This window comes from Duganella rhizosphaerae (assembly GCF_040364205.1).
GTDB classification, from domain to species: domain Bacteria; phylum Pseudomonadota; class Gammaproteobacteria; order Burkholderiales; family Burkholderiaceae_D; genus Rugamonas; species Rugamonas rhizosphaerae.
The window spans coordinates 1-24,717 of the sequence record NZ_BPWK01000015.1; the positions used below are offsets into that span (position 1 = coordinate 1).

The 24,717-nt window shown below is 66.0% G+C and carries 19 protein-coding genes and 2 pseudogenes; 3 read left to right on the top strand and 18 right to left on the bottom strand.

Annotated elements, in window-relative coordinates:
• The 14 genes and pseudogenes from RUGAMON1_RS25485 to pgi form a co-directional block, all read right to left on the bottom strand.
• Positions 1 to 1,626: methyl-accepting chemotaxis protein (locus RUGAMON1_RS25485; protein ID WP_445233159.1), on the bottom strand; the 1,626-nt coding region annotated here is incomplete at its 3' end.
• Between the two features lie 135 nt (positions 1,627 to 1,761).
• Complete coding sequence (locus RUGAMON1_RS25490; protein ID WP_445233160.1) at positions 1,762 to 2,847, bottom strand: patatin-like phospholipase family protein; 1,086 nt, start codon at positions 2,845 to 2,847, stop codon at positions 1,762 to 1,764.
• Positions 2,848 to 2,944: 97 nt separating this feature from the next.
• On the bottom strand, positions 2,945 to 4,489 hold the full coding sequence (locus RUGAMON1_RS25495) for an efflux transporter outer membrane subunit (protein ID WP_445233322.1): 1,545 nt from the start codon (positions 4,487 to 4,489) through the stop codon (positions 2,945 to 2,947).
• A complete protein-coding gene (locus RUGAMON1_RS25500; protein ID WP_445233161.1) occupies positions 4,482 to 7,634 on the bottom strand; it encodes an efflux RND transporter permease subunit in 3,153 nt (1,050 codons plus the stop codon). The genes RUGAMON1_RS25495 and RUGAMON1_RS25500 overlap by 8 nt, the downstream gene beginning before the upstream one ends.
• Positions 7,635 to 7,649: 15 nt before the next feature.
• A complete protein-coding gene (locus RUGAMON1_RS25505; protein ID WP_445233162.1) occupies positions 7,650 to 8,840 on the bottom strand; it encodes an efflux RND transporter periplasmic adaptor subunit in 1,191 nt (396 codons plus the stop codon).
• Positions 8,841 to 9,018: 178 nt separating this feature from the next.
• On the bottom strand, positions 9,019 to 9,954 hold the full coding sequence (gene tal / locus RUGAMON1_RS25510; protein WP_445233163.1) for a transaldolase: 936 nt from the start codon (positions 9,952 to 9,954) through the stop codon (positions 9,019 to 9,021).
• A gap of 145 nt (positions 9,955 to 10,099) precedes the next feature.
• A complete protein-coding gene (ampC, locus tag RUGAMON1_RS25515; RefSeq protein ID WP_445233323.1) occupies positions 10,100 to 11,185 on the bottom strand; it encodes a class C beta-lactamase in 1,086 nt (361 codons plus the stop codon).
• Positions 11,174 to 11,938: pseudogene (blaOXA, locus tag RUGAMON1_RS25520) on the bottom strand (class D beta-lactamase); the annotation flags it as partial. The pseudogene blaOXA (RUGAMON1_RS25520) and the gene ampC, both read right to left, overlap by 12 nt.
• A gap of 25 nt (positions 11,939 to 11,963) precedes the next feature.
• Positions 11,964 to 12,767 (bottom strand): class D beta-lactamase, encoded by an 804-nt coding sequence (blaOXA, locus tag RUGAMON1_RS25525; protein WP_445233324.1) that lies wholly within the window; start codon positions 12,765 to 12,767, stop codon positions 11,964 to 11,966.
• A gap of 159 nt (positions 12,768 to 12,926) precedes the next feature.
• A pseudogene (locus RUGAMON1_RS25530) lies at positions 12,927 to 13,760 on the bottom strand (M56 family metallopeptidase); the annotation flags it as partial.
• An 80-nt stretch (positions 13,761 to 13,840) separates the two neighbouring features.
• On the bottom strand, positions 13,841 to 14,695 hold the full coding sequence (locus RUGAMON1_RS25535) for an SIS domain-containing protein (protein WP_445233164.1): 855 nt from the start codon (positions 14,693 to 14,695) through the stop codon (positions 13,841 to 13,843).
• 6 nt (positions 14,696 to 14,701) lie between these two features.
• A complete protein-coding gene (zwf, locus tag RUGAMON1_RS25540) occupies positions 14,702 to 16,174 on the bottom strand; it encodes a glucose-6-phosphate dehydrogenase (protein ID WP_445233165.1) in 1,473 nt (490 codons plus the stop codon).
• A gap of 120 nt (positions 16,175 to 16,294) precedes the next feature.
• On the bottom strand, positions 16,295 to 17,191 hold the full coding sequence (locus RUGAMON1_RS25545) for an SMP-30/gluconolactonase/LRE family protein (protein ID WP_445233166.1): 897 nt from the start codon (positions 17,189 to 17,191) through the stop codon (positions 16,295 to 16,297).
• 106 nt (positions 17,192 to 17,297) lie between these two features.
• Positions 17,298 to 18,947: a glucose-6-phosphate isomerase gene (gene pgi, locus RUGAMON1_RS25550; protein ID WP_445233167.1), complete on the bottom strand. Its 1,650-nt coding sequence runs from the start codon at positions 18,945 to 18,947 to the stop codon at positions 17,298 to 17,300.
• Between the two features lie 209 nt (positions 18,948 to 19,156).
• On the opposite strand from pgi, the gene edd reads away from it, so the two are divergent.
• Positions 19,157 to 21,079, top strand: a complete 1,923-nt coding sequence (gene edd, locus RUGAMON1_RS25555; protein ID WP_445233168.1) for a phosphogluconate dehydratase — start codon at positions 19,157 to 19,159, stop codon at positions 21,077 to 21,079.
• Positions 21,080 to 21,082: 3 nt separating this feature from the next.
• Entirely contained in the window at positions 21,083 to 21,706 is a 624-nt protein-coding gene (eda, locus tag RUGAMON1_RS25560) for a bifunctional 4-hydroxy-2-oxoglutarate aldolase/2-dehydro-3-deoxy-phosphogluconate aldolase (protein WP_445233169.1), read from the top strand.
• Between the two features lie 39 nt (positions 21,707 to 21,745).
• On the opposite strand, the gene RUGAMON1_RS25565 is transcribed toward eda, so the two are convergent.
• From RUGAMON1_RS25565 to RUGAMON1_RS25580, 4 genes are read right to left on the bottom strand one after another with little or no spacing between them, the layout of a single operon-like run.
• Positions 21,746 to 22,024, bottom strand: a complete 279-nt coding sequence (locus RUGAMON1_RS25565; RefSeq protein WP_445233170.1) for a BrnA antitoxin family protein — start codon at positions 22,022 to 22,024, stop codon at positions 21,746 to 21,748.
• Positions 22,017 to 22,298 carry a BrnT family toxin gene (locus tag RUGAMON1_RS25570; protein WP_445233171.1) on the bottom strand — a complete coding sequence of 94 codons (282 nt, stop codon included), beginning with the start codon at positions 22,296 to 22,298 and terminating at the stop codon, positions 22,017 to 22,019. The genes RUGAMON1_RS25565 and RUGAMON1_RS25570 overlap by 8 nt, the downstream gene beginning before the upstream one ends.
• A 60-nt stretch (positions 22,299 to 22,358) precedes the next feature.
• The gene (locus RUGAMON1_RS25575; protein ID WP_445233172.1) at positions 22,359 to 22,874 is read right to left on the bottom strand and encodes a hypothetical protein; all 516 of its coding nucleotides are present in this window, start codon (positions 22,872 to 22,874) and stop codon (positions 22,359 to 22,361) included.
• Positions 22,875 to 22,921: 47 nt separating this feature from the next.
• Entirely contained in the window at positions 22,922 to 23,818 is an 897-nt protein-coding gene (locus RUGAMON1_RS25580) for a LysR family transcriptional regulator (RefSeq protein ID WP_445233173.1), read from the bottom strand.
• Between the two features lie 84 nt (positions 23,819 to 23,902).
• On the opposite strand from RUGAMON1_RS25580, the gene RUGAMON1_RS25585 reads away from it, so the two are divergent.
• On the top strand, positions 23,903 to 24,697 hold the full coding sequence (locus RUGAMON1_RS25585) for an NAD(P)H-dependent oxidoreductase (RefSeq protein WP_445233174.1): 795 nt from the start codon (positions 23,903 to 23,905) through the stop codon (positions 24,695 to 24,697).
• Positions 24,698 to 24,717 lie beyond the last annotated feature (20 nt).

Here is a 24,717-nt window from a genome sequence, read left to right on the forward strand (position 1 = left end):
GGCCGGAGCGGGGCGGGCCGCCGGCAGCGCCGCCCTGGCGCGCGCCGGCGCCGCCAGCGCCGGCTGCTGTCCCTCGTCGCCCAGCTTGAACGAGGCCGCCACGTCGGCCAGCCGCGCCGCCTGGTCCTGCATGCTGGCCGCCGCCGCCGCCGCTTGCTCCACCAGCGCCGCGTTCTGCTGCGTCACCTGGTCCATCTGCGTGATGGCGGTGTTGACCTGGTCGATGCCGATGCTTTGCTCGCTGCTGGCCGAGGTGATCTCGCCCATGATGTCGGTCACGCGGCGCACGCTGGCCACCACGTCGCCCATGGTGGTGCCGGCCTGCTGCACCAGCTTGGCGCCGATGTCGACCTGCTCGACCGAATTGCCGATCAGCTCCTTGATCTCCTTGGCCGCCGCCGCGCTGCGCTGGGCCAGGTTGCGCACCTCCGACGCCACCACCGCGAAGCCGCGTCCCTGCTCGCCGGCGCGCGCCGCCTCGACGGCGGCGTTGAGCGCCAGGATGTTGGTCTGGAAGGCGATGCCGTCGATGACGGAGATGATGTCGACGATCTTGCGCGACGAGGCGTCGATCGAGCCCATGGTGTCGACCACCTGGCCGACGATGGTGCCGCCGCGCTCGGCCACGTCGGACGCGGCCTGCGCCAGCTGGTTGGCCTGCTTGGCGTTCTCGGCGTTCTGGCGCACGGTGCTGGTCAGCTGCTCCATCGACGACGCGGTCTCCTCCAGCGAGCTGGCCTGTTCCTCGGTGCGCTGCGACAGGTCCATATTGCCGGCCGCGATCTGGTTGGACGCGGTGGCGATGGTGCTGGTGCCGCTCTGCACCTGGCTGACCACATTGCGCAGCGCATCGTTCATGCCCTTGAGCGCGGTCATCAGCTCGCCGATCTCGCACTTGCTGGTCTCGGCGTCGAAGCGGGTGGTGAGGTCGCCGTTGGCCACGGTGGCGGCGATCTCCACCGCCGACTTCAGCGGCACCGTGATCGAGCGCGAGATCACCCACGCCGCCAGCGAGCCGATCGACACCATCAGCACCGCCAGCACCATCAGCAGCATGTTGCTGCGGTCGTTGGCGGCGTCGATCGCGCGGGCGGTGTCGTCGATCGCCTTGCGCTGCATGGTCAGCAGCGCCTGCACCTTGTCCTGGTAGGCCGTGGCCGACGGCATGAAGACCTCCTTGTACAGTTTTTCCGCCTGCTCGGCGTTGCCGGCCTTCTTGGCGTTCATGATGTCGGTCTTGGCCTTCTGGTAGGTGGCGCGCAGCGCGCCGGAGGCCTCGAACACCGCCTTTTCCTCGTCGCTGGCCATCAGCTCCTTGAGCTTGCCGATCAGCTCGCCGCCCTTCTTGCTGCTGTCGGCGATGACGTCGGCGAAGGTGGTCGACAGCGTGTCGTCGGTGCTGCGGGCGATCAGCGCGGTGCGCGCCACGGCCGAGTAGATCAGCACGTACCAGTCGGAGGCCAGCCGTTCCTTGGCCAGCGGCTTTTCCATCATGTGGCGGGTGGCCTCGGCGTTGGCGCGGGCGTTGACCAGCGCCACCGAGGTGGCGCAGATGGCGAGCAGCAGGACGATGGCGAAACCGAGCGCGAGGCGGGTGCCGATGCGCAGTTGAGACAGTAGATTCATGATGGACGCTCCGAAGTAGCCCGGGAATGGCTGCGCAGGCGCGCCGGACGGCACGGCTGGCAGGCTACAAGTATGCACCCGCCGCACCGTGGCGGTCATGCAACTTCAAGCCGTGGCGTTGCTTTTTCGAAACAATTAAAAGGCGGCGGCCTGCGCCAGGTCGGGCTGCTCGCACCAGCGGGCGAAGGCCTCGGCCAGGCGTTCGCTCTCGGCGATGGCGCGGGTCCAGTCGCGGTTGCGGGCGGCGTGGTCCTGGCCGTAGAACCGGAAGTCCTTGCGGTCGGGCAGTTTGCCGTTGGGCAGCCTGGCGACGAACCCGGCCGACGGCGACACCAGGATCACATTGTCCAGCGCCGGGTTGTGGGCGCCGGCGCGGGCGCGGCGCCACGGCATGCCCTTGTCCAGCCAGCCGGGCACGAGGTAGTCGTTGAAATGCGGGTACAGCACCAGGCCGGGATCGCGCTGGTAGGGCAGGTGCAGGTGGTAGTCGATCAGGCCGCCGTCCCAGTAGGCGCCGTCGGGCGCGCCGGCGATGCCCGACACCGCCTCGAGCAGCAGCGGGATCGAGCCCGAGGCCAGCAGCGCGTCGCGCAGGTTGGCCTCGCTCAGGCCGACGAAATGGCCGGTGAAGGCGTCGAACTGGCGGCGCAGCCAGTCGGCGTCGTCGCGCGTGTTGTGGAACACCACCCGCTGCATCGCCCCCGCCAGATGGCGGCGCGCCAGCGCGTTGCCGGCCGCCGCGCGCATGAAGCCGGCCACCTCGCGCCAGCGCTGGCCGTTGGTGCGGGCCAGCGGGCCGACGCCGCGCATGGTCAGCACCGAGACATGATGGTCGGCATGGCGGACCGGTTCGGCGGCGCGGCCGTCGAGCAGTTCATCGAGCAGCGCGCGCACGGTCTGGCTGACGTAGGCGGGCGTGACCTTGGCCGGATAGCGCTGGCCGGCGTACAGGCGGGCCAGGCGCCGGTGGGCGGCGAGCGGATCGTCGAAGGCCGACGCCGCCATGCGCCAGGCGCCGATCGAGGCGCCGACCAGCTTGCGCGGGCGCGGCGCGGCGCGCAGCCAGTGGCCGAACATCCAGCAGTCGAGGCCGTGCAGGATCAGGCCCTTCGGCCCGCCGGCGGCGGCCGGCACGATGGCGACATCGGCCGCCCGCAGGCCCTCGGCGGCGATGCGCTGGCGGGCGCGCGCGCCCAGGCGGATGGTGATCGGAGAGGTCATATACAAGTGGGGTCAGATCTGACATTCGGACACGGACTCTGCCGTAGTGGCCGTTACGGTGGAGCCCGTGTCCGAATGTCAGATCTGACCCCCGGGGTTATTTTACGCCGCCGCCGAGGGCGCGGTACAGGTCGATGGCGCTGGTGGTGCGCAGCAGGCGCGCTTGCACCAGCGTCTGCTGCGCGCTGAACAGCTCGCGCTGCGCGTCCAGCACGTCCAGCGAGCTGGCGACGCCGTTGTCGAAGCGCAGTTGCAGCAGCTTCAGGCGGTCGGCCTGCGCGTCCTGCACGGCGCGCTGCGCCGCCACCTGCTCGCCCAGGTAGTCGCGCGCGGCCAAGGCGTCGGCCACTTCGCGGAAGGCGGTCTGGATGGTCTTCTCGTAGTCGGCCACGGCCAGGTTCTTGCGCACTTCGGCCAGGCCCAGGTTGGCGCGGTTGCGGCCGGCGTCGAAGATCGGCAACGTCAGCTGCGGCGCGAACGACCAGCTGCCCGAACCGCCGTCGAACAGGCCGCCCAGCGACGGGCTGCTGCTGCCCAGCGCGGCCGTCAGGCTGATGCGCGGGAAGAAGGCGGCACGCGCGGCGCCGATGTTGGCGTTGGCCGACTTCAGGCGCTGCTCGGCGGCGCGGATGTCGGGCCGGCGCGCCAGCAGGTCCGACGGCAGGCCGGTCGGCAGCGCGCTCAGGGCGTCGATCTGCCGGTCGCTCGGCATGGCGCCGGCGGGCGTGCCCGACCCCGCGCCGGCGCCGACTGCAGCGCCGGTAGCTGTGGCGGCAGCGGCGGCGTTGGGCGCGCCGGCGCCGGCGCTGGCCGGCTGGCCGACCAGCAAGGTCAAGGCGTTGTCCGCCTGCGCGCGCTGGCGCGCCAGCGTCAGCGCGGCGGCGCGCGCGGTTTCCATCAGCGTTTCGTTGGAGCGCAGGTCCAGCCGCGACGAGGCGCCCACTTCGGCCCGCTGCTGCGTCAACTTGTAGGTGCGGGCGCGGGCGTCGTAGGTCTGCTGCGCCAGTGCGTACTGCTCGGCGTAGGCGCGCTCGGTGTAATAGGCTTGCGCCACCTGCGCCACCAGGCTGATTTGCGCCGCCTGGCGCGCTTCGTCGGTGGCCAGGTAGGCCGCCAGCGCGGCGTCGTTCAGGCTTTTCACGCGGCCGAAGAAATCCAGCTCGAAGGCCGATAGCGCCAGCCCGGCGTCGTAGCGCTTGCCGATGCTGGTCTGGCCGCTTGGCGACAGGAAGGCCGGCGTCTTGGCCTTGGTGGTGCTTGCGTTGGCGTTGAGGTTGGGCAGGCGGTCGGCCGACTGGATGTCGTACTGCGCGCGCGCCTCCTCGATGCGCAGCGCGGCGGTGCGCAGGTCGCGGTTGTTTTCCAGCGCGGCGGCGATCAGCTGCTGCAGGCGCGGATCGGCGAAGTACTCGCGCCAGCCGGTATCGACGGCGTCGCGCGCGCCGGCCGCCAGCGGCAGCGGCACGCTGGTGCGCGCGGCGGCGCCGGCGCTGTCGGCCGGGAAGGCGGCGGCCACCGGCGCGGCGGGGCGCTGGTAGGTCGGCGCCATCGAGCAGGCCGACAGCAAGGCCGCCAACAGCGTTGCCGGCACGGCCAGGGGCAGGTTAGGCTTATGGGCGGGCTTATGGACAAACTTAATCATAGGTTTCATGGTTCTTATCGTTCATTTCATGTGCGGCCAGTTTGCGCTGGCGTTCGCTGCCCTTGAAGATCTTGCGGATCACGACGAAGAACACCGGCACCAGGAACACCGCCAGCACCGTGGCGGTGATCATGCCGCCCATCACGCCGGTGCCGATGGCGCGCTGGCTGGCCGAACCCGCGCCGGTGGCGATCACCAGCGGCAGCACGCCGAGGATGAAGGCCAGCGACGTCATGATGATCGGCCGGAAGCGCAGGTGCACCGCCTCCAGCGTCGCCTCGACCAGGCCCTTGCCCTGCGCCTGCAGGTCCTTGGCGAATTCGATGATCAGGATCGCGTTCTTGGCCGACAGGCCGATGATGGCGATCAGGCCGACCTTGAAGTACACATCGTTCGGCAGCCCGCGCAGGGTGGCGCCCAGCAGCGCGCCCAGGATCCCCAGCGGCACCACCAGCAGCACCGCCACCGGGATCGATTCGCTTTCATACAGCGCCGCCAGCACCAGGAAGGCAGCCAGCAGCGACAGCGCGAACAGCATCGGCGCCTGCGAGCCGGAAGTCTTCTCCTCCAGCGACTGGCCGGTCCATTCGATGCTGAAGCCCGGCGGCAGCTGCGCCGCCAGGCGTTCCAGTTCGGCCATCGCCTCGCCGGTCGAGCGGCCCGGCGCGGCGTCGCCAGTCAGCTTGATGGCGGGGTAGCCGTTGTAGCGCACCAGTTGCACCGGACCCTGGATCCAGTGCGAGCTGGCGAACGAGGAGAACGGCACCATGGTGCCGGCCGCGCTGCGCACGTTGAGCTGCATGATGTCGGCCGGTTGCAAGCGGCGCGGCGCGTCGGCCTGCACGATCACGCGCTGCTGGCGCCCGCTGCTGGCGAAGTCGTTGACGTAGGACGAGCCGAGCGCGGTCGACATCATCGAGTTGATGTCGGCGAAGGTCACGCCCAGCGCGTTGGCCTTCTCGCGGTCGATGTCCACTTGCAGCTGCGGCGCGTCTTCCAGGCCTTCGGGACGCAGGCCCTTGAGGATGGCGCTCTTGCCGGCCATGCCGAGCAGCTGGTTGCGCGCCGCGATCAGCGCGTCGTGACCGAGCGCGCTGCGGTCCTGCAGGCGCGCGGTGATGCCGGTGGCGTTACCCAGCTCGCGGATCGGCGGCGGCGACAGCGGGAAGATGACCGCATCCGGAATGCTCGACAGCGCGCCGAACGCGCGCTGCGCGATCGCCTGCGCCGACTGTTCCGGCCCGCGTTCCTTCCAGTCCTTCAGCGGAATGAACACCAGGCCGGCGTTCTGGCCGTTGCCGGAGAAGCTGAAGCCCGCCACCGCGATGGTGCGGGCCACGCCCGGCTGCTTGCGGAAGTAGGCGTCGGCCTGCGCCAGCACGGCCTGCGTGCGGCTGCTCGAGGCGCCGGCCGGCAGCTGCACGTTGGCGATCAGATAGCCCTGGTCCTCGTTCGGCAGGAACGACGACGGCAGGCGCGCATACAGCCAGCCCACCACGCCGCAGATCAGCGCGAACACCACCAGGTAACGGCCGGTGCGCTTGATCATCTTGGCGATCACGCCCTGGTAGCCGGTGGCGGTCACCGCGAACTTGCGGTTGAACCAGCCGAAGAAGCCTTTCTTCTCATGGTGATGGCCGGCTTCCACCGGTTTCAAAATGGTGGCGCACAGCGCCGGCGTCAGGGTCAGCGCCATCAGCGCCGAGAACAGCATGGCCGACACCATCGCCAGCGAGAACTGGCGGTAGATCGCGCCGACCGCGCCGCCGAAGAAGGCCATCGGAATGAACACGGCGATCAGCACCAGCGTGATGCCGATGATGGCGCCGGTGATCTGGGTCATCGCCTTGCGGGTGGCGTCGCGCGGCGACAGGCCTTCCTCGCTCATGATGCGCTCGACGTTCTCCACCACCACGATGGCGTCATCGACCAGGATGCCGATCGCCAGCACCATGCCGAACATGGTCAGCACGTTGATCGAGAAGCCGAACAGCTGCATCGCCGCGAAGGTGCCCATCAGCGCCACCGGCACCACGATGGTCGGGATCAGGGTGTAGCGGAAGTTTTGCAGGAACAGGTACATCACCAGGAACACCAGCAGCACCGCCTCCAGCAGCGTCTTGACCACTTCCTCGATCGAGATCTTGACGAACAGCGAGGTGTCGTAAGGGATGGTGTACTTCACGCCCGGCGGGAAGTACTTGGCCAGCTGGTCCATCTTCTCGCGCACGGCGGTCGCCGTTTGCAGCGCGTTGCCGGTCAGGGACAGCTGCACCGCGATGGCGGAGAACGGCGCGCCGTTCAGGCGCGCGTTGATGTTGAAGCTGGCGCCGCCCATCTCGATGCGCGCCACGTCCTTCAGGCGCACCAGCGAGCCGTTGGGATTCGCGCGCAGCACGATCTGGCCGAATTCGGTGGTGGACGACAGCTGTCCGGTCACCACGATGGGCGCGGAGAAGGTCTGCCTGGCGGGGCTGGGCAAGTCGCCCAGCGTGCCGGAGGTGACCTGCGCGTTCTGTGCGCGGATGGCGGCGGTGACGTCGGCCATGTTCATCTTCAGGCCGATCAACTTGGCCGGGTCGACCCAGATGCGCATCGCCCGTTCGGTGCCGAACAACTGCGCCTGGCCCACGCCCGGTATGCGCTTGACTTCATTGACCACGTTGCGGGCCAGGTAGTCGCCCAGGCCGGTCGGGTCGAGCCGGCCGTCGGTCGAGGTCAGGCCGACGAACATCAGGATGTTGGAACGCGCCTTGTTGACCTGCACGCCCTGCTGCGTGACGGCGGCCGGCAGGCGCGACTCCACGCGCTTGATGCGGTTCTGCACATCGACCGCCGCCAGGTCCGGATTGGTGCCGGGGACGAAGGTGACGGTGATGGTGACGGCGCCGCTGGCCTCACTGGACGATTCGACGTACTGCAAGCCGTCGGCGCCGTTCATCTCCTGTTCGATCACGCTGGTGACGGCGTCGTCCAGCACCTGCGCGGTGGCGCCGGGGTAGTTGGCGGTCACCACGATCGATGGCGGCGCGATGGTCGGGTACTGCGACACGGGCAAGACCGTGATCGCCAGCATCCCGCCCAGCAGTATGAAGAGTGCGATCACCCACGCAAACACGGGGCGGTCGATGAAAAACTTGGCCATCAGGATACCCCAGGGTTATTTGGATGCTGCGGAAGCGGCCGGCGCCGGCGCCGGTGCTGCTGCGGGAGCTGCGCCGACCGGGCCTTTCCATGGCTGCGGATTGACGGTGGTGCCTGGCTTGGCCTTCTGGAAGCCTTCGACCACGATGCGCTCGCCGCCCTTCAGGCCGGAGCTGACCACCCAGTTCTGGCCGTCGTTGGCGGTGGCGCTGACCGGCTGCGCCAGCACCTTGTTGTCGGCGCCGACGATCAGCACCGACGAACCTTCGGGGCTGCGCACCACGGCCTGCTGCGGCACGGTGATGGCGGCGTCGCTGACGCCCTGGTCCAGCCGCGCGCGCACGTACATGCCGGGCAGCAGGGTGCGGTTAGGGTTGGGGAACTCGGCGCGCATCGATACCGCGCCGGTGCTCTCGTCCACCGACACGTCCGCGAACAGCAGCTTGCCGGCCTGCGGATAGGCCTGGCCGTCCTCGGTGATCAGGGTGACGCGCGCCTCGTTCTTGCCGGCGCCCTTGATCTTGCCGCTGGCGAGCGCGCGTTGCAGTTGCAGCAGTTCGGTCGAGGACTGGGTGATGGTGACGTAGATCGGGTCCAGCGTCTGCACGGTGGCCATCGGCGTCGCTTCGCCCTGGCCCACCAGCGCGCCCTCGGTCACCAGCGCGCGGCCGATGCGGCCGGAGATCGGCGAGGTCACGGTGGCGTAGCCCAAGGTCAGGCCGGCGTTGGTGCGCGCGGCCTTGGAGGTGGCCAGGTCGGCGGCGGCCTGCTTCTGCGCGGTGACGGCGTCGTCGTACTCCTGCTGGCTGACGGCCTGCGCCGCCAACAACGGTTTATATCGTTTTACCTTTAAATCGGCCTGGGCCAGGTTGGCCTCGGCCTTGGCGACGGCCGCCTGCGCGCTGTCGTAGGACGCCTGGAAGCTGGCGGGGTCGATGCGGAACAGTACCTCGCCGGCCTTGACGTCGCCGCCTTCCTTGAACACCCGCTGCAGCACGATGCCGGCGGTGCGCGCGCGCACCTGCGCGATGCGCGACGCTTCCGTGCGGCCCGGCAGTTCGGTGCTGAGCGTGACGGAGGCGGGCGCGACGGTGATGACGGCGACGGTGGCGGGCGGCGGGGCGGCGGGAGCGGCGGCTTTATCGCCGCAGGCGGCCAGCAGGGACAAGGTGACAACGGCGGCAGTGTAACGAGGTACTAATCTCATGGATGGTTCTCGTAAAAGAGTGATGTGTAGCGCTGGATCGGCCAGCTGGGGTAGGCTGGCTAAGGTCGCAACATTGTAATACAGCCAGTAATGTAACGTTTTGTATGGCAACAAAGTAAAAAAGGCGGCAACACAGCTTGCGCCGCGTTACCGCCTTGGTGCCCTGGCCGGCGCTGGATCAGCGCATGCCGGAGATGATTTGTTTCAGCTTGCCCGAGTCGGCGCAGAAGGCGCGGATGCCTTCGCCCAGTTTCTCCGAAGCCATCTGGTCTTCGTTGAGCTGGAAGCGGAAGGTCTTCTCGTCCTGCGACAGCTTGATGATGCCGGCCGCTGGCGCGCTGTCCGCGCTCAGCTTGCGTTCGACCGGGGCGTTGGTGTCGGCCAGCTTTTGCAGCAGGTCCGGGCTGATGGTGAGCAGGTCGCAGCCGGCCAGTTCCAGGATCTGGCCGGTGTTGCGGAAGCTCGCGCCCATCACTTCGGTCTTGTAGCCGAACTTGCGGTAGTAGTTGTAGATGCGCTTGACCGACTGCACGCCCGGATCTTCGGCGCCGACGTAGTCGATGCCGGTGGATTTTTTATACCAGTCGTAGATGCGGCCGACGAACGGCGAGATCAGCTGCGCGCCCGCTTCGGCGCAGGCGATGGCCTGGCCCAGCGAGAACAGCAAGGTCATGTTGCAGTGGATGCCTTCCTGTTCCAGGATCTCGGCGGCGCGGATGCCTTCCCAGGTGGCGGCCATCTTGATCAGCACGCGCTCGCGCTCGATGCCGGCCTGCTCGTACAGCTTGATCAGCTCGCGGCCCTTGGTCACCGAGCCTTCGACGTCGAACGACAGGCGGGCGTCGATTTCGGTCGACACGCGGCCCGGGATGATGCGCAGGATCTGCTTGCCGAAGGCGATCAGCAGGTGGTCGATGGTGTCGGCGATCGAGTTGTCGAGGTTGTCGCGCACGGCTTTTTCCAGCAGCGGCTTGTATTCTTCCTTCTGCACCGCCTTCAGGATCAGCGAAGGATTGGTGGTGGCGTCGCGCGGGGTGTAGGCCTGGATGGACTGGAAATCGCCGGTGTCGGCGACTACGGTGGTGAATTTCTTGAGCTGTTCGAGTTGGTTCATGTGCGCTGCCAGTCGGTTAAGGGGAGTGAGGCTTGCCTTATTGTACTCAACCATGAACAATTGTTAAAGAATGCGAAATTCAACAGTCTCTATATTGACACGCAATAAAGCTCAGTTTGCCGTTTAGGCAAGCTCATTCCCGGTTTTATTCCAGCCGGGCCAGGATGCGGTAGGCCGCCGTGATCCGCGCCGCGCCGGGATAGCCTTTGTTGGCCAGCATGACGATGCCGGTTTTCCGGCCGGGGCTGAAGAGCACGTAGGCGCCGAAGCCGCCGGTCGATCCGGTCTTGTGGAGCAGCACATCGGATTGCGGCGCCAGCGGCGGCGTCAGCGGCGTGACCGGATTGCTCTGCCAGACCATCTGTTCGGACGCGCTGACCAGCAGGCCGGGCAGGCCCGCGGCGGCGGGAAATTGTTCCCAGATCAGATCCTGGGTCATCTTGCCGGCCTGGAAGTAGCCGATATGCGTGGCGTCGACTGCCAGGCGCAGCGAATCGTCCAGTTGCGCCTGGCCCAGGTTGGCGTCGACGAAGCGGATCAGGTCCGCCGCCGTGGTCTTGACGCCGTAAGCCTCGGACGCCAGCACGCCGGGATGGACGCGCACCGGCGCGTTGGCGTCGTTGTAGCCCTGGGCGTAGTGCTGCATCTGGTCCGCCGGCACATTGATGTAGGTTTGGTGCATGCCCAGCGCGGGCAGCAGCCGGTGTTCCATCGCGTCCGCGAACGGCAGCCCCATGCTTTGGGCGCTGATCATGCCCAGCAGGCCTATGCCCAGGTTGGAGTAGGTCCGGCGGACGCCGGCCGGCTGTCGCCAGCCTCGGTAGTAGTCCATCAGCTGATCGTAGTTCTTGATGTCGTCGGGCACCTGCATCGGGAAGTCGCCCGCCGTGTGCGTGCCCAGGTGAATCAGGTTGACGTGGTCGAAGCTGCTGCCGCGCAGCGCCGGCATATGCTGGCTGACCTTGTCGGACAGCGCCAACCGGCCCTGGGCCTGCGCGTAGCCGGCCAGCGTGGCCACCAGCGTCTTGCTGACCGAACCGATTTCGAACAGCGTGTCGCGGTCGACGGGCTGGCGGGTCTCGCGCGAGGCGAGGCCGTAGTTGAAGACGTAGTGTTTACCGTGATCGGTGAGCGCCAGCGCCATGCCGGGGACATCGTATTTTTTCATCAGCGGCTTGATGGTCTGGTCCACCGTTGCCCTGAGCTGTGCCTCCTGTTCCAAGGAGCCCAATAACTGCGGGAGTTCCTTGAGCAGCGCCTCGCGCGCCAGCACGCCGGCCGGGACATCGTTCGGCTGCGTGCCATCCCTTTGCATCAGGTGCGCGAAGCTGAAGCTGCGCTTGCCCTTCGTGGCCCAGCCCACGTACCAGCCGTAGCCGGAGGCGGAGCCGGTCTTGCCGTGGATGCGCCATCCGGCCAGCGGCTGCCCGGCTTGCGTCAGGCGCGCCGTCATGTCATAGGCGCGGGCGCTGACGCCCAGCTGGCGGTTGACTACCTTGTTCAGGAAGGCCAACTGCTCCAGCGGCGAGATCTTCAGTGACGACGAGATCCACGACAAGGTCAGGCCGTCATGTTCGGCGTCGCCCGCGACGTCGGCGTTCCCGTACTGGAATTTGCTGGCGTAGCCGGCGAAGCGCCGCATGCCCAGCGACTGCGTCACCTGCTGCGAGTACCAGACCACCGAGTCTTTCATCCACTTGGCGGGATCGGTGTCCTGGCGCCAGTCTGCGCGCCAATCGACATAGCCTTCGCGGAACGGCAGTTTCGGCGCGTGCTGGTCTTTCAGGATGCCGGTGTCGTAGCCCATCAGGCTGATGGCGATCTTGAAGGTCGATGCCGGCGTCACCTGGCGCTGGCAGTCGCCTCGCTGGAATAAGGTCGGGCCGTTGCTGTCGGCAAGCGCCATGCACACCTCGGTGGCGTGGACTGCGGAAATCGGGACGAGACTAGCCAGCGCCCCCAATATGATGTGGCGAAAATTCATACGACTCCTTTGTGTTTGCGTGTGTTTAGAGCGTGTCCAGTTGCGCAGGCAGGTCGCGCAGGAACGCATCCCTGGTTTTGGGGCCGGCGGCGCGTGCCTCTTTGTCTTCCAGCACCAGGCGGGAAAAGACCACGGTGCGCGCGCCCTTGCTGGCCCAGCCGACAAACCAGCCGTAGCTATGCCGCTGGTCGTCGCTGCCGTCCGCCAGCACCGGCGAGGCGGTGCCGGTCTTGCCGTGGATTTGCCAGCCGTTCGGCAAGGTGCCCAGTGCGGTGAGGCGGGCGGTCATGTCGTAGGCGTGGGCTGACAGCGGCAACTGCCGGTTGACGATCTTGCGCAGGAAGGCCGCCTGCTCGGCTGCCGAGATCTTCAGGCTGGACGCGATCCAGGACATCGCCAGGCCGTTGTCCTTGCCGGCGTCGCCCGAGACATCCAGGTTGCCGTAGCCGAAGCTGGTCACATACTGCTGGAAGCGGCGCGCGCCGAGACTGGCCGTCACCTGCTGGGCATACCACACGGTTGAGTTGCGTATCCAGCTGGTCGGGTCGGTCGTCACGCGCCAGTCGGGGTTCCAGTCGATATAGCCGGGTTTGAACGGCAGGCTGGGGGCGTGGGCGTCGTGCAGTATGCCGCTGTCGTAGCCCATCAGGCTGACGGCGATGTTGAAGGTGGATGCCGGCGTGACGCGTTCGTCGCAATGGCCGTCGTGCACCAGCCGCACGCCGCTGGCGGCATCGACCATTTCCGTGCAGCTGAAGGTAACCGGCGTTGCGGCGCGGTCGGCCAGGGCTGGTTGGAATGCCAGGCTTGCGGCGAAGATGCCCGCCAGGCCGGTGACTGCGGCGCCGCGTGCCCACGGCCCGTGCGGTGTGGCGGCCGGTTCGCGGATCAGGCCAATGCGCGCCGCCACCGTGCGGGCGCTGACGCCGCCGAACGCCAGCGCTGTCTTGGCCCGATGCATGACCGGATGCGGTTGCAGCCGCAGCTGCGCCACCAGCGCCGCCGCATACGCTTTGCGCTGCGCCGGCGGACGGTTGCGCAGCACGTCGCTGTCGCAACCGAGTTCCTGCGCCCAAGCCAGGTTGTCGCGCAGCAGGCGCATGAAGGGATTGAACCACAGCAGCGTTTGCAGCACGATGCCTGTGCTCATCCATTGCAGGTCGTGCCGGCGCAGATGCATGAGTTCGTGTTCGACGATCATTTGCTGCTGCAAAGGGTCGAAGCTGCGCAGATGGCGCGGCAACAGCAGGCGCGGGCGGAACCAGCCGAACAGCATCGGTGATATCGGTGCATCGATTTCGATCACGGTGAGCGATGGCGCCGGCGTCGCGGCCGCGTCCAGGCCATGATGCAGGCCCGGTGCGGCCAGGCGTTCGCCGGTGGCGGCCAGGCCGTCCAGCGTGCGGTGCGCCTGCAGCACGCGACCGGTGGTGTAGGCCAGTCCCAGCAAGTAGAGCGACAGCCAGGCTTGCGCGCCACCGGTCAGCCAGGCGCGGTAGTCCGTTGCCGCATCAGCGCCATCGGCCATGGCGGCGGTCGGCGCCGGCATGGCGGCATGCTTCGGCGCGGCAGCAGCGGACAGCAAGGTCTCGGGAAGTTCTATCGGAGGAAGCAGGCGCAGCCGCTCACTGTGCGGCAGCAGGATGACCAGGAAGGTCGCGATGATCGTCATCTGGCCCAGCAGCCAGGTGGAGCGCTGCATGGCGACCTGGGGCAGGTAGCGGCGGCAAGCCGCAGTCAATGCCCACACCACCAGGCCGGCGGCCACGCAGCCCAGGCTGGCAAGCAGAAAACGACAAATCAACAGGGTGGAAATCAGCATGCGACGCCTCTTTGCGACAGATGTCACACATTATGTGACACGTGTCGCATGGCGTCAAGAGCCTTTGTTGCCCGGGGTGCTCAGCCGATGAAGGAATCGAACTGCAGGTCGAACTCTTGCAGCGCCTTTTGGGCGTTCTGCATCTTCTTGCGGAATTCGGGGCCGCGTTGCAGCGCCAGTCCTACCGCCAGCACGTCGATCACCACCAGGTAGGCCAGGCGCGCCGAGATCGGCGTGTACGGGTCGATGTTGAAGATCAGGTCGATCGGGATCAGCACCGTCGCCATGTCCGCCAGCGGCGTGCCGGACGGCGCCAGCACGATGACGTCGGCGCCGCCGCGGCGCGCCAGCTTGATCGAGCGCACCAGCGACGGGCTGTTGCCGCGCTGCGAAATGGCCACCACGGCGTCGCCGGCGCGCAGCAGGGCGGCGGCGATGCTGTGGATGTGCGGGTCGGCATAGGCCACCGTCGGCACGCCGGAACGGAAGAACTTGTGCTGCGCGTCCGCCGCCACGATGCCGGAGGTGCCCTGGCCGTAGAACTCGATCTTGTTGGCCTTGGACAGGATGTCCAGCGCCCGCTGGATCGCTTCCGGGTCGAGGTTGTTGCGCAGGTCCAGCAGGGTGTTGATCGAACGGCTGCAGATCTTGTTGACCAGGTCGGCCGCGAGGTCGTCCTGGGTCGGCTGCTCGTTCAGGCCGGGCAGGGCCAGCGCCAGGCCTTGCGCCAGCTTGAGCTTGAACTCATGCCAGCCGTCGTAGCCCAGCGTGCGGCAAAAACGCACCACGGTCGGCTCGGACACCTGCGCGCTCTTGGCGAGCGCCGTGATGTTCTGGCTGACCGTCTGGCCCGGATGATCAAGCACGGCCAGCGCGACCTTGCGCTCCGATTTGGAGAGCGAGTCGAGCTGGGTGCGGATGGAGTCTAAGAGCATTGCGGCTTAATCTTCAGGAAGCGCTTCTTCGCGCCATTGCAAACCATCGCGGCCGATCAGGGCCGACGCGGCGGCCGGGCCCCAGGTGCCGGAGGCGTAAGGAATCGGGAAGCTGTCGTCCGCTTCCCAGTTGTTCAGGATAGGCTCGACCCATTCCCACGCCGCCTCCAGCTCGTCGCCACGCATGAACAGCGTCAACTGGCCGCGCAGCACGTCGAGCAGCAGGCGCTCGTAAGCATCCATGCGCGGCGATTTGAACGATTCGCGGAAGTCCAGCTCCAGCTCGGCCTGTTTCAGGCGCATGCCGTCGCCCGGCGTCTTCGCCATCAGGTTCATGCGCAGGCCTTCGTCCGGCTGCAGGCGGATCACCAGCGAGTTGGGCTGGAAGCTGTTGGTCGGCTGGGCGAAGATCGAATGCGGGATCTGCTTGAAGCGCACCACGATCTCGGCCAGGCCGTCGGCCATGCGCTTGCCGGTACGCAGGTAGAACGGCACGCCGGCCCAGCGCCAGGTATCGATTTCCGCCTTCATCGCCACGAAGGTCTCGGTGCGCGAATGTTCCGGCGCATCCGGCTCGTCGCGGTAGCTCGGCACGGCCTTGCCATCGACGTGGCCGGCGCGGTACTGGCCGCGCACGATGTTCTGCGCCAGCGTGGTCGGGGTGAATTTTTTCAGCGAACGCAGCACCTGCAATTTCGCATCGCGCACGGCGTCCGGCGCGATCGAGGTCGGCGGTTCCATGGCGACGATGCACAGCAGTTGCAGCAGGTGGTTCTGCAGCATGTCGCGCAGCGCGCCCGAGGTGTCGTAGTAGCCCATGCGGTTGCCCACGCCCAGCTTCTCGGCGATGGTGATCTGTACGTCGGAGATCCACTCGCGGCGCCACAGCGGCTCGAACAGGATGTTACCGAAGCGCAGGGCCAGCAGATTCTGCACGGTCTCCTTGCCCAGGTAGTGGTCGATACGGTAGATCTGCGATTCCTCGAACACCTGGCCCACTTCGGCGTTGATCTGCTTGGCCGAAGCCAGGTCGCGGCCCAGCGGTTTTTCCAGCACCACGCGCGAGTTCTTCGTCACCAGGCCGTTGGCCTTGAGGTTCTCGCAGATTTGCGAGAAGATCGCCGGCGGCGTCGCCAGGTAGTAGACCTTGGTGATGGCGTCGTCCTTGCGCAGCGCCTCGACCAGCGTCTTGTAGCTGTCGGAGTCGGTGGCGTTGAGCGACACGTAGACGATGCGGGCGGTGAACTTGGCCCACGCGGCCGGCGTCACGGCCGGCGACTTGATGTGCGGCTTGGACGTGGTCTCTACCGTATGCAGGAAGTCCTGCTGGCTGGCGTCGGCGCGGCCGACGCAGATGATGCGGGCAGTTGCAGGCAAGTCATTGGCGACGTCGCGGGCGTACATCGCGGGCAGCAATTTGCGCATCGCCAGATCGCCGCTGCCGCCAAACAGAACCAGGTCAAAATCGGTAAGAGCCATAATTATTCGCAGTATGTAGAGTGCTGAAAGAGGGATTACTAGTCGTGACTGTAAATTTACTACACGATTTGTCGTTTTGCAAGAAAATTTACTACATATGCTGCGACTGCAGCATATAGTTTATTCGATATAGGCCGGCTCCGTGCGGCCGGCCACGTCGACGCGGAGGGACAGCAGTTTTCCGCTGAGCGGGAACTGCGCCAGTTCCGGCGCCGGACGGGCGCCGGCGCTGGTGACGTACAGCGTGCGCAGGTCGGCGCCGCCGAAGGCCATCATGGTCGGGCAGCGCACCGGCAGCGCGATCTCGCCGATCAATTCCCCGGTGGGCGACAGCTTGACCAGACGCGCGCCTTCGAACATCGCCACCCAGTAATTGCCTTCGCTGTCGACCGCGGCGCCGTCGGGACGGCCGCCGTAGTTGTTCTCCTTGTCCATCGAGAACTGGTGCAGCAGGCGCTGGTTGGAAGCGAGGCCGGTGGCGACATCGAAATCGAGCTTGGTGACGCGGTGGGCGCTGGTGTCGGCGTGGTACATGGCGCTGTAGTCCGGGCTGAAGCCCAGGCCGTTCGAATTGGTCATGCCGCCCGACCAGGCCTTGCGGATCGCGCCCCGTTCCAGCACGAACATCTCGGCGGCCGGCTTGTCGCGCGGCTCGTAGATGGTGCCGACCCAGAAGCGTCCGGCGCCGTCGACGTGGCCGTCGTTGAAGCGGGTGATGGCGGTGTCGTAGGGCGCGGCGGCGATTTCGGTCAGGCGCACTTCATCGCTGCTGGTGTCGAGGTGCGCGAAGCCGCTGCGCATGGCGACCACCAGGCCGCCCTGGTCGCTGACGGCCAGCGTGGCCGGCTCGCTGGAGAGCTTCCACGAGCGATGCGCGCCGGTGGCGGGATCGAGCCGGTGCACGGTGAAGGCGGGGATGTCGACCCAGTACAGCGCCTGCTCCTGCGCGTGCCACAGCGGGCACTCGCCGGTTTGCATGACGGCGTCGTAGGCTACTTCGATTGGATAGGTACTCATTGCATTGTTATCCGATGAGCCGTCATTCCCGCGTAGGCGGGAATCCATAGAACGCCTGTTGCATAGGCTCAGTATGGATTCCCGCCTACGCGGGAATGACTGGCGGTTAAATGTGCTGGGCGGCTTTGGCCATGATGATCAGGCCATTGGTGGAACTGTCGTGGCGTTCCGGCTTGATGTCGCCGGTCAGCTCCGCGTGGATGTTCTTGGCCAGGACCTTGCCCAGCTCCACGCCCCACTGGTCGAAGCTGTTGACGTCCCAGATCACGCCCTGCACAAAGGTCTTGTGCTCGTACAGTGCGATCAGCGCGCCCAGCGTGGACGGCGTCAGCTGGTCCATCAAAATGGTGTTGGATGGACGGTTGCCGGGGAAGGTCTTGTGCGGCACCAGCTCGTCGATTTCGGCTTCGCTCAACTTCTGCGCGGTCAGGTCGGCACGCACTTCGCCGGCGGTCTTGCCGGTCATGAAGGCTTCCGATTGCGCGAAGCAGTTGGCCAGCAGCGAATCGTGATGTCCCGCCAGATCATGCGTGGCGCGCAGCGCGGCGATGAAGTCGATCGGCGTGACGTCGGTACCCTGGTGCAGCAGCTGGAAGTAGGCGTGTTGCGCATTGGTGCCGCACTCGCCCCACACCACCGGGCAGGTCGGCGTATCGACTTCGGCGCCGCCGCGCGTGACGCGCTTGCCGTTGCTCTCCATGTCCAGCTGTTGCAGGTAGGCCGGGAAGCGGCTCAGGTCCTGGTGGTACGGCGCGATCGACAGCGAAGCGGCGTTGAGGAACTGGCGGTTCCAGAAGCCGATCATCGCCAGCAGCACCGGCATGTTCTGCTCCAGCGGCGCCTCGCGGAAGTGTTCGTCCATCGCATGCGCGCCGCCCAGGAAATCGGTGAAGTAGCCGTAGCCCACCGCCAGCGCCAGCGCCAGGCCGATCGCCGACCATACCGAATAACGGCCGCCGACCCAGTCCCAGAACGGGAACATATTGGCCGGATCGATGCCGAAGGCTTCCACCGCTTCGGTGTTGGTGGAGACGGCGACGAAGTGGCGCGCCAGGTCTTCCTCCTTGGCCGATTGCAGGAACCAGGTGCGGGCGGTGCCGGCGTTGAGCATGGTCTCGGCGGTGACGAAGGTCTTGGAGGCGATGATGAACAGCGTGGTCTCGGGATTGACCTGGGCCAGCGCGGCGTCCATGTCATGGCCGTCGACGTTGGAGACGAAGTGCATCTTCAGGCGTGGATGCGCATACGAGCGCAATGCCAGCACCGCCATCTTCGGGCCCAGGTCCGAACCGCCGATGCCGATGTTGACGACGTCGGTGATCGGCTTGCCGGTGTGGCCCAGCCAGGCGCCGCTGCGCACGCGGTCGGTGAAATCCTTGATGTGGTCCAGCACCGCATGCACGTCGTGCGCGATGTCCTGGCCGTCCACCGTCAGCGCCTTGCCGCGCGGCATACGCAGGGCCGTGTGCAGCACCGCGCGATGTTCGGTAAGATTGATCTTCTCACCACTGAGCATGGCGTCGCGCTGGCGCTCCACGCCGCGTTCGCGGGCCAGGTCCAGCAGCAGGCCGATGGTGTTGGCGTCCAGGCGGTTCTTCGAATAATCGAGGAACAGACCGGCCGCGTCCACCGTCAGTTTGGGGAAGCGCTGGGCATCGGCGGCGAACAGCTCGCGCAATTGCCAGTATTTCGCGGCGGCGGCATGGGATTCGAGGGCTTGGAAGCTGGGAGTGGAGGTCAGTGCTGGCTGGCGCATAATTGAGTGGCGTCGTTAAGTCTGAGGGAGGGGATGCGTGAATGATACATGAAAATCAGGTAAATTCACTACGGTTCCGTGAAAACTATGCTTTCCGGGCTGCGCGGCGTGGGTGGCCAGATACCTCGGACGCCAGCGGGATAAGAAAAGTAGGTTGAATTCGAAATTTTGTAGTAAAATTTCACGGAATTCATTCATAAGGAACGATCATGGCGTTGCATCCAGTCCTAGAAACCGTCACCGCACGCATTATCCAGCGCAGCAAACCATCGCGCGGCGCTTATCTGGCCCATCTTGAAGCCGCCCGCGTCAAAGGCGTGCAGCGCGGCGCCCTGGCCTGCACCAACCTGGCCCACGGCTTTGCCGCTTTCCCCGCCAACGACAAGCTGTCGCTGAAGGAGCTCAAGAAGCCATCGGTGGCGATCGTCTCGGCCTACAACGACATGCTGTCGGCCCACCAGCCCTTCGAAGGCTTCCCTGCATTGATCAAGGATGCCGTGCGCGAAGTCGGCGCGGTCGCCCAGTTCGCCGGCGGCACGCCCGCCATGTGCGACGGCGTCACCCAGGGCCAGCCGGGCATGGAGCTGTCGCTGTTCTCGCGCGACGCCATCGCCATGGCCACCGCCGTCGCGCTGTCGCACAATATGTTCGACTCCGCCGTCTACCTGGGCGTGTGCGACAAGATTGTACCCGGCCTGCTGATCGGCGCGCTGCACTTCGGCCATTTGCCTGCGGTGTTCGTGCCGGCCGGCCCGATGACCACCGGCCTGTCGAACTCCGAGAAAGCCAAGATCCGCCAGCTGTACGCGCAAGGCAAAGTCGGCCGCGCCGAACTGCTGGAAGGCGAATCGCAGTCTTATCACAGCGCCGGCACCTGCACCTTCTACGGCACCGCCAACAGCAACCAGATGCTGATGGAAGTGATGGGCCTGCACCTGCCGGGCGCCGCCTTCATCACCCCGAACACCCCGCTGCGCGATGAGCTGACCAAGGCCGCCGCCAAGCGGGCCGCCGTCATCACCGCGCAATCGAGCGAATACCTGCCGGTCGGCCATGTGGTCGATGAGAAGTGCATCGTCAACGCCATCGTCGCGCTGCTGACCACCGGCGGTTCGACCAACCACACGCTGCACCTGGTGGCGATCGCCAAGGCGGCCGGCATCGTCATCGACTGGAACGACTTCGATGAACTGTCGAAAGTGGTGCCGCTGCTGACGCGCATCTACCCGAACGGCAACGCCGACGTGAACCACTTCCACGCCGCCGGCGGCACCGGCTTCGTCATCCGCGAACTGCTCGATGGCGGTCTGCTGCACGACGACGTCACCACCATCCTGGGCAAGGGCCTGCGTGCGCACTGCGCCGAGCCGTTCCTGGGCGAGGCAGGCAAGGGCGTGGTCTGGAAGGATTCGCCGACCGAGTCGGGCGACGAAGCGGTGCTGCGCAAGATCACCGCGCCGTTCTCGCCGGACGGCGGCACCGTGCTGGTACAGGGTAACCTGGGCCGCGCCGTGATGAAGGTCTCGGCCGTCAAGCCTGAGCATCAGACGGTGGAAGCGCCGGCGCTGGTGTTCAACTCGCAGGAAGATTTCATGGATGCCTACAAGGCCGGCACGCTGGACCGCGACTTCGTCGCCGTGCTGCGCTTCCAGGGCCCGCGCGCCAACGGCATGCCGGAACTGCACGCGCTGACGCCGGCGCTGGCCAACCTGCAAGACGCCGGCCGCCACGTGGCGCTGGTCACCGACGGCCGCATGTCGGGCGCGTCGGGCAAGGTGCCGGCGGCGATCCACGTGTCGCCGGAGATCCTGGCCGGCGGTCCGCTGGGCCTGGTGCGCGATGGCGACATCATCCGCGTCTGCGCCCGCAGCGGCACGCTGGAAGCGCTGGTCGAATCGAGCGTATGGCATTCGCGCTCGCTGGCCACGGCCGACCTGACGCCGAATGGCGTCGGCATGGGCCGCGAGCTGTTCGCCATGTTCCGCAACAGCGTGTGCGAAGCGGAGAAGGGCGCCACCACCTTCGGGCTGCCGTCGCCTATCCCCACCACGGTGGGCCTGCATGACAAAGACCCGGTCGGCAATACCGTGCCAGGTTCCGATGAAGATTACTCGATGAAGAAAGATGCGTAAATCATGACCATGACTCTGCTCGACATTATGCGTACCTCGGCCGTGATCCCAGTGATCGCGATTGACGAACCTGAACATGCAGTACCGCTGGCGCGCGCGCTGGTGGCCGGCGGCATCCGCGTGCTGGAAGTAACGCTGCGCACCAAGCACGGCCTGGCCGCGATCAAGGCCATGTCGGAAGTGGAAGGCGCCATCGTCGGCGTCGGCACGTTGACGCAGCCGGAAGAATTCGCCGCCGCGCGCGATGCGGGCGCGGTGTTCGGCGTGTCGCCTGGCTTGACGTCGGCGCTGATCGCCGCCGCCAAGAGCAGCGGCCTGCCGCTGCTGCCGGGCGTGATGACGCCGTCGGAAGTGATGGCGGCGCGCGAGCACGGCTTCCGTCAGTTGAAGCTGTTCCCGGCGGTCCCGGCGGGCGGTATCGGCATGCTGAACGCGATCGGCGGTCCGCTGCCGGACGTGATGTTCTGCCCGACCGGCGGCATCTCGCAAGAGACCGCGTCGCAGTTCCTGTCGCTGAAGAACGTGGCCTGCGTAGGCGGCTCGTGGCTGACGCCGAAAGACGCCATCGCCGCCGGCGACTGGGATCGCATCACGGACCTGGCCAAGGCAGCCAGCGGCCTGCGCTGATAGAAGAAAGACGCCGCTGGCGTCTTTTTTTATGGAAAATCAGGCAGGTTTCTCATTTTTCCGAAGCATCGAAAGTTCTTCGCGGATGACTTTTCGGAGAGCTGCTGCGGTAATTGGCTTGCCGGGTTCGGCAGGTGGACTCATTGCGCTCCGCAGCGCGGTATTGATCATTGTTTGATAGCCGCTACCTTGCGCTTCGGCCAAATTTCGAAAATGTTGGATGACGTCGTCATCGAGCATGATGGTAATGCGCGTTTTTCCAGTTGCAGCGATAACGGCGCCGCGCTTTCCCTTGCTGAAATCATATTCTTTACGCATGGTATTGCTCCGCTTCGCCTTTGCTTGCCTTGCGCGCGGAAATCAGTCGAGTGCGATCTCCGCGAGGTGTATGAACGATGACCAAAATTCGTGCCTTGGAATCTGCACCGATTGTGACAAAGCGTTGCTCATCCAATGAGTCGATGTCTTGAATCGTGACGGCCATTGGATCGTTTAGTGCCTCTTCCGCTTGGGCAAAGCTAACCTTGTGCTTGTTCAGGTTTGCTCTTGCCTTGACCGGGTCGAATTCGACATCTGTATAAGGATTATGCATATCCTATGCATATAAGGTCAAGCGAGGCATGCGCCTTGATGTAGCGCAGCCTCGGAGTAATCAGCGGTTGGGATTCAGGCAGAACAGACCCGCTTTGGCGGCGAGTTCCAGTATCGGCGCTGCTTGCTCGCGGTTTTTGAAGTACAGGATATTGGTGTCATCCCAGCCCGCCGCGTAGATGCAGCCCAGTTCGGGCAGGATGATGAATTGCGAAGGCACGCCGTAGTCGTCGAAGCGCGACTGGCGCAGGAAGCCTTCGCGGTCGGTGTAGCGCTTCAGCACCGGCTTGGCCTTGGCCGGCCAGCGGCCGCGGTAGCGCAGCGTGTAGACCGGCGTCAGGTCGAACAGCGCCGCCCAGTGCTGTTCGAATTTCTTGTTGCGCTGTACGCGCTCCTGGCCTTCGAAACAGTCCAGCAGATGCCATTCGCTCTCGTCGTCGAGCCAGTGGTCGAACACGGAGATCGCCAGGCGCTCCATGCCGCCGTCCGAGTCCAGCTCCCTGATTTGCTTCAATTGCGGAAACTGCCGATTGATTTCGGCAGCGACGTTCGCGTCAACGCGAGACAGCATCTTCATATACATCCTTGATTGGTGACGGGGCTTTCAGCGCCGAAGTATATACCTCAAGCCACCGCGCTGGCGATGTGCTCGCGCAGCCACTGGTGCGCCGGATCGCGGTGCGAACGCTCATGCCACAGCATCGCCATCTCATAGCCCGGCACCTCGACCGGCGGCGCCACGCTGCGCAGCCCGGGATGCCCACGCACCAGCCGCTCCGGCAGCATCGCGACCATGTCGGTACTTGCTAGCGCCGATATCACAAACAGGAAGTGCGGCACCGACAACGCCACCCGCCGCGACATTCCCGCCGCCGCCAGCGCTTTATCCGTGACGCCGCTGAATCCTCCGCCGTCTGGCGATACGATGACGTGCTCCATGACGCAGAACTGCGCCAGCGTCGGCCGCCGTTTCAGGCGCGGATGGGCGCTGCGCCCCGCCAGTACGTAGCGTTCCCGGAACAGCAGCCGATGACGCATGCCGGGCGGCGCCTCCTCGCTGGTGTGGAAGGCCAGGTCGATCTCGCCCGATTCCGCCTGCCTGGCGATGCGCGGCGGGATCAGTTCCAGCACCGCCAGCCGCGTCCCCGGTGCCGCCGAGCGCAAGCCCGCCAGCGCCGGCAGCAGGATGGTCGATTCGCCGTAGTCGCTGGCGGCGACGCGCCAGGTTTGATTCGCCTCCAGCGGATCGAACGGACTGGCCGGCGACACCGCCCGGCCGAGCGCCTCCAGCGCCAGCCGCAAGGGCTCGCGCAATTGCTCGGCGCGCGCGGTGGGGCGCATGCCGCGCGGTCCGGGCAGCAGCAGCGGATCGCCGAAGATGTCGCGCAGCTTCGCCAGGTGCACGCTGATGGATGGCTGCGAAAAGTTCAAGCGTTCCGCCGCCCGCGTTACGTTGTGCTCCGAAAGCAGCACGTCCAGCGTCACCAGCAGGTTGAGGTCCAGACGACGGAGATTATTCATGACTATACCTGGAATATTGGAAATTCATTTCTAATATACCTGACGCGGTCCTATGCTGGTGTTTTCCAATCCAGGAGTAGCGTCATGAATGTTCTGATTGTGTATGCCCATCCCGAACCGCAGTCCCTGAACGGTGCGCTGAAGGACTTTGCGGTGCGGCGTCTTGAAGCGGCGGGACACGCCGTCCAGGTGTCCGACCTGTATGCGATGAAATGGAAGGCGCTGGTCGATGCCGACGACATCGTCGGCGGCCCGGTCGGCGCCCGTTTCGATCCAGTGATGGATTCGCGTCACGCCTACGCCAACAATTTGCAAAGCGCCGATATCGCCGCCGAGCAGGACAAGCTGCGCTGGGCCGACACCGTCATCTTCCAGTTCCCGATGTGGTGGTTTTCGATGCCGGCCATTATGAAGGGCTGGGTGGAGCGCGTCTATGCGTATGGCTTCGGCTACGGCGTCGGCGAGCATTCGGAGGTGCGCTGGGGCGACCGCTACGGCGAGGGCACGCTGGCCGGCAAGCGTGCCATGCTGGTGGTGACGGCGGGAGGATGGGAGTCGCATTACGGTCCGCGCGGCATCAACGGGCCGATCGACGATCTGCTGTTCCCGATTCACCATGGGATCCTGTACTACCCGGGCATGGAGGTATTGCCGCCGCTGGTGATCTATCGCAGCGATCGCATGGACGATGCCAGGTTTTCCGCCATCCGCGACGAATTCGGGCAGCGTCTCGACACGCTTGCGCAAACCGCGCCGATACCGTTCCGCCGACAGAATGCCGGCGACTATGAGATCCCTGCGATGACGCTGAAAGCCGATATCGCGCCCGGGCTGTCGGGCTTTGCCGCGCACCTCGCTGAGCCGCCCATCTTGTTGTAACGGATGCGCGGCCAGTGACT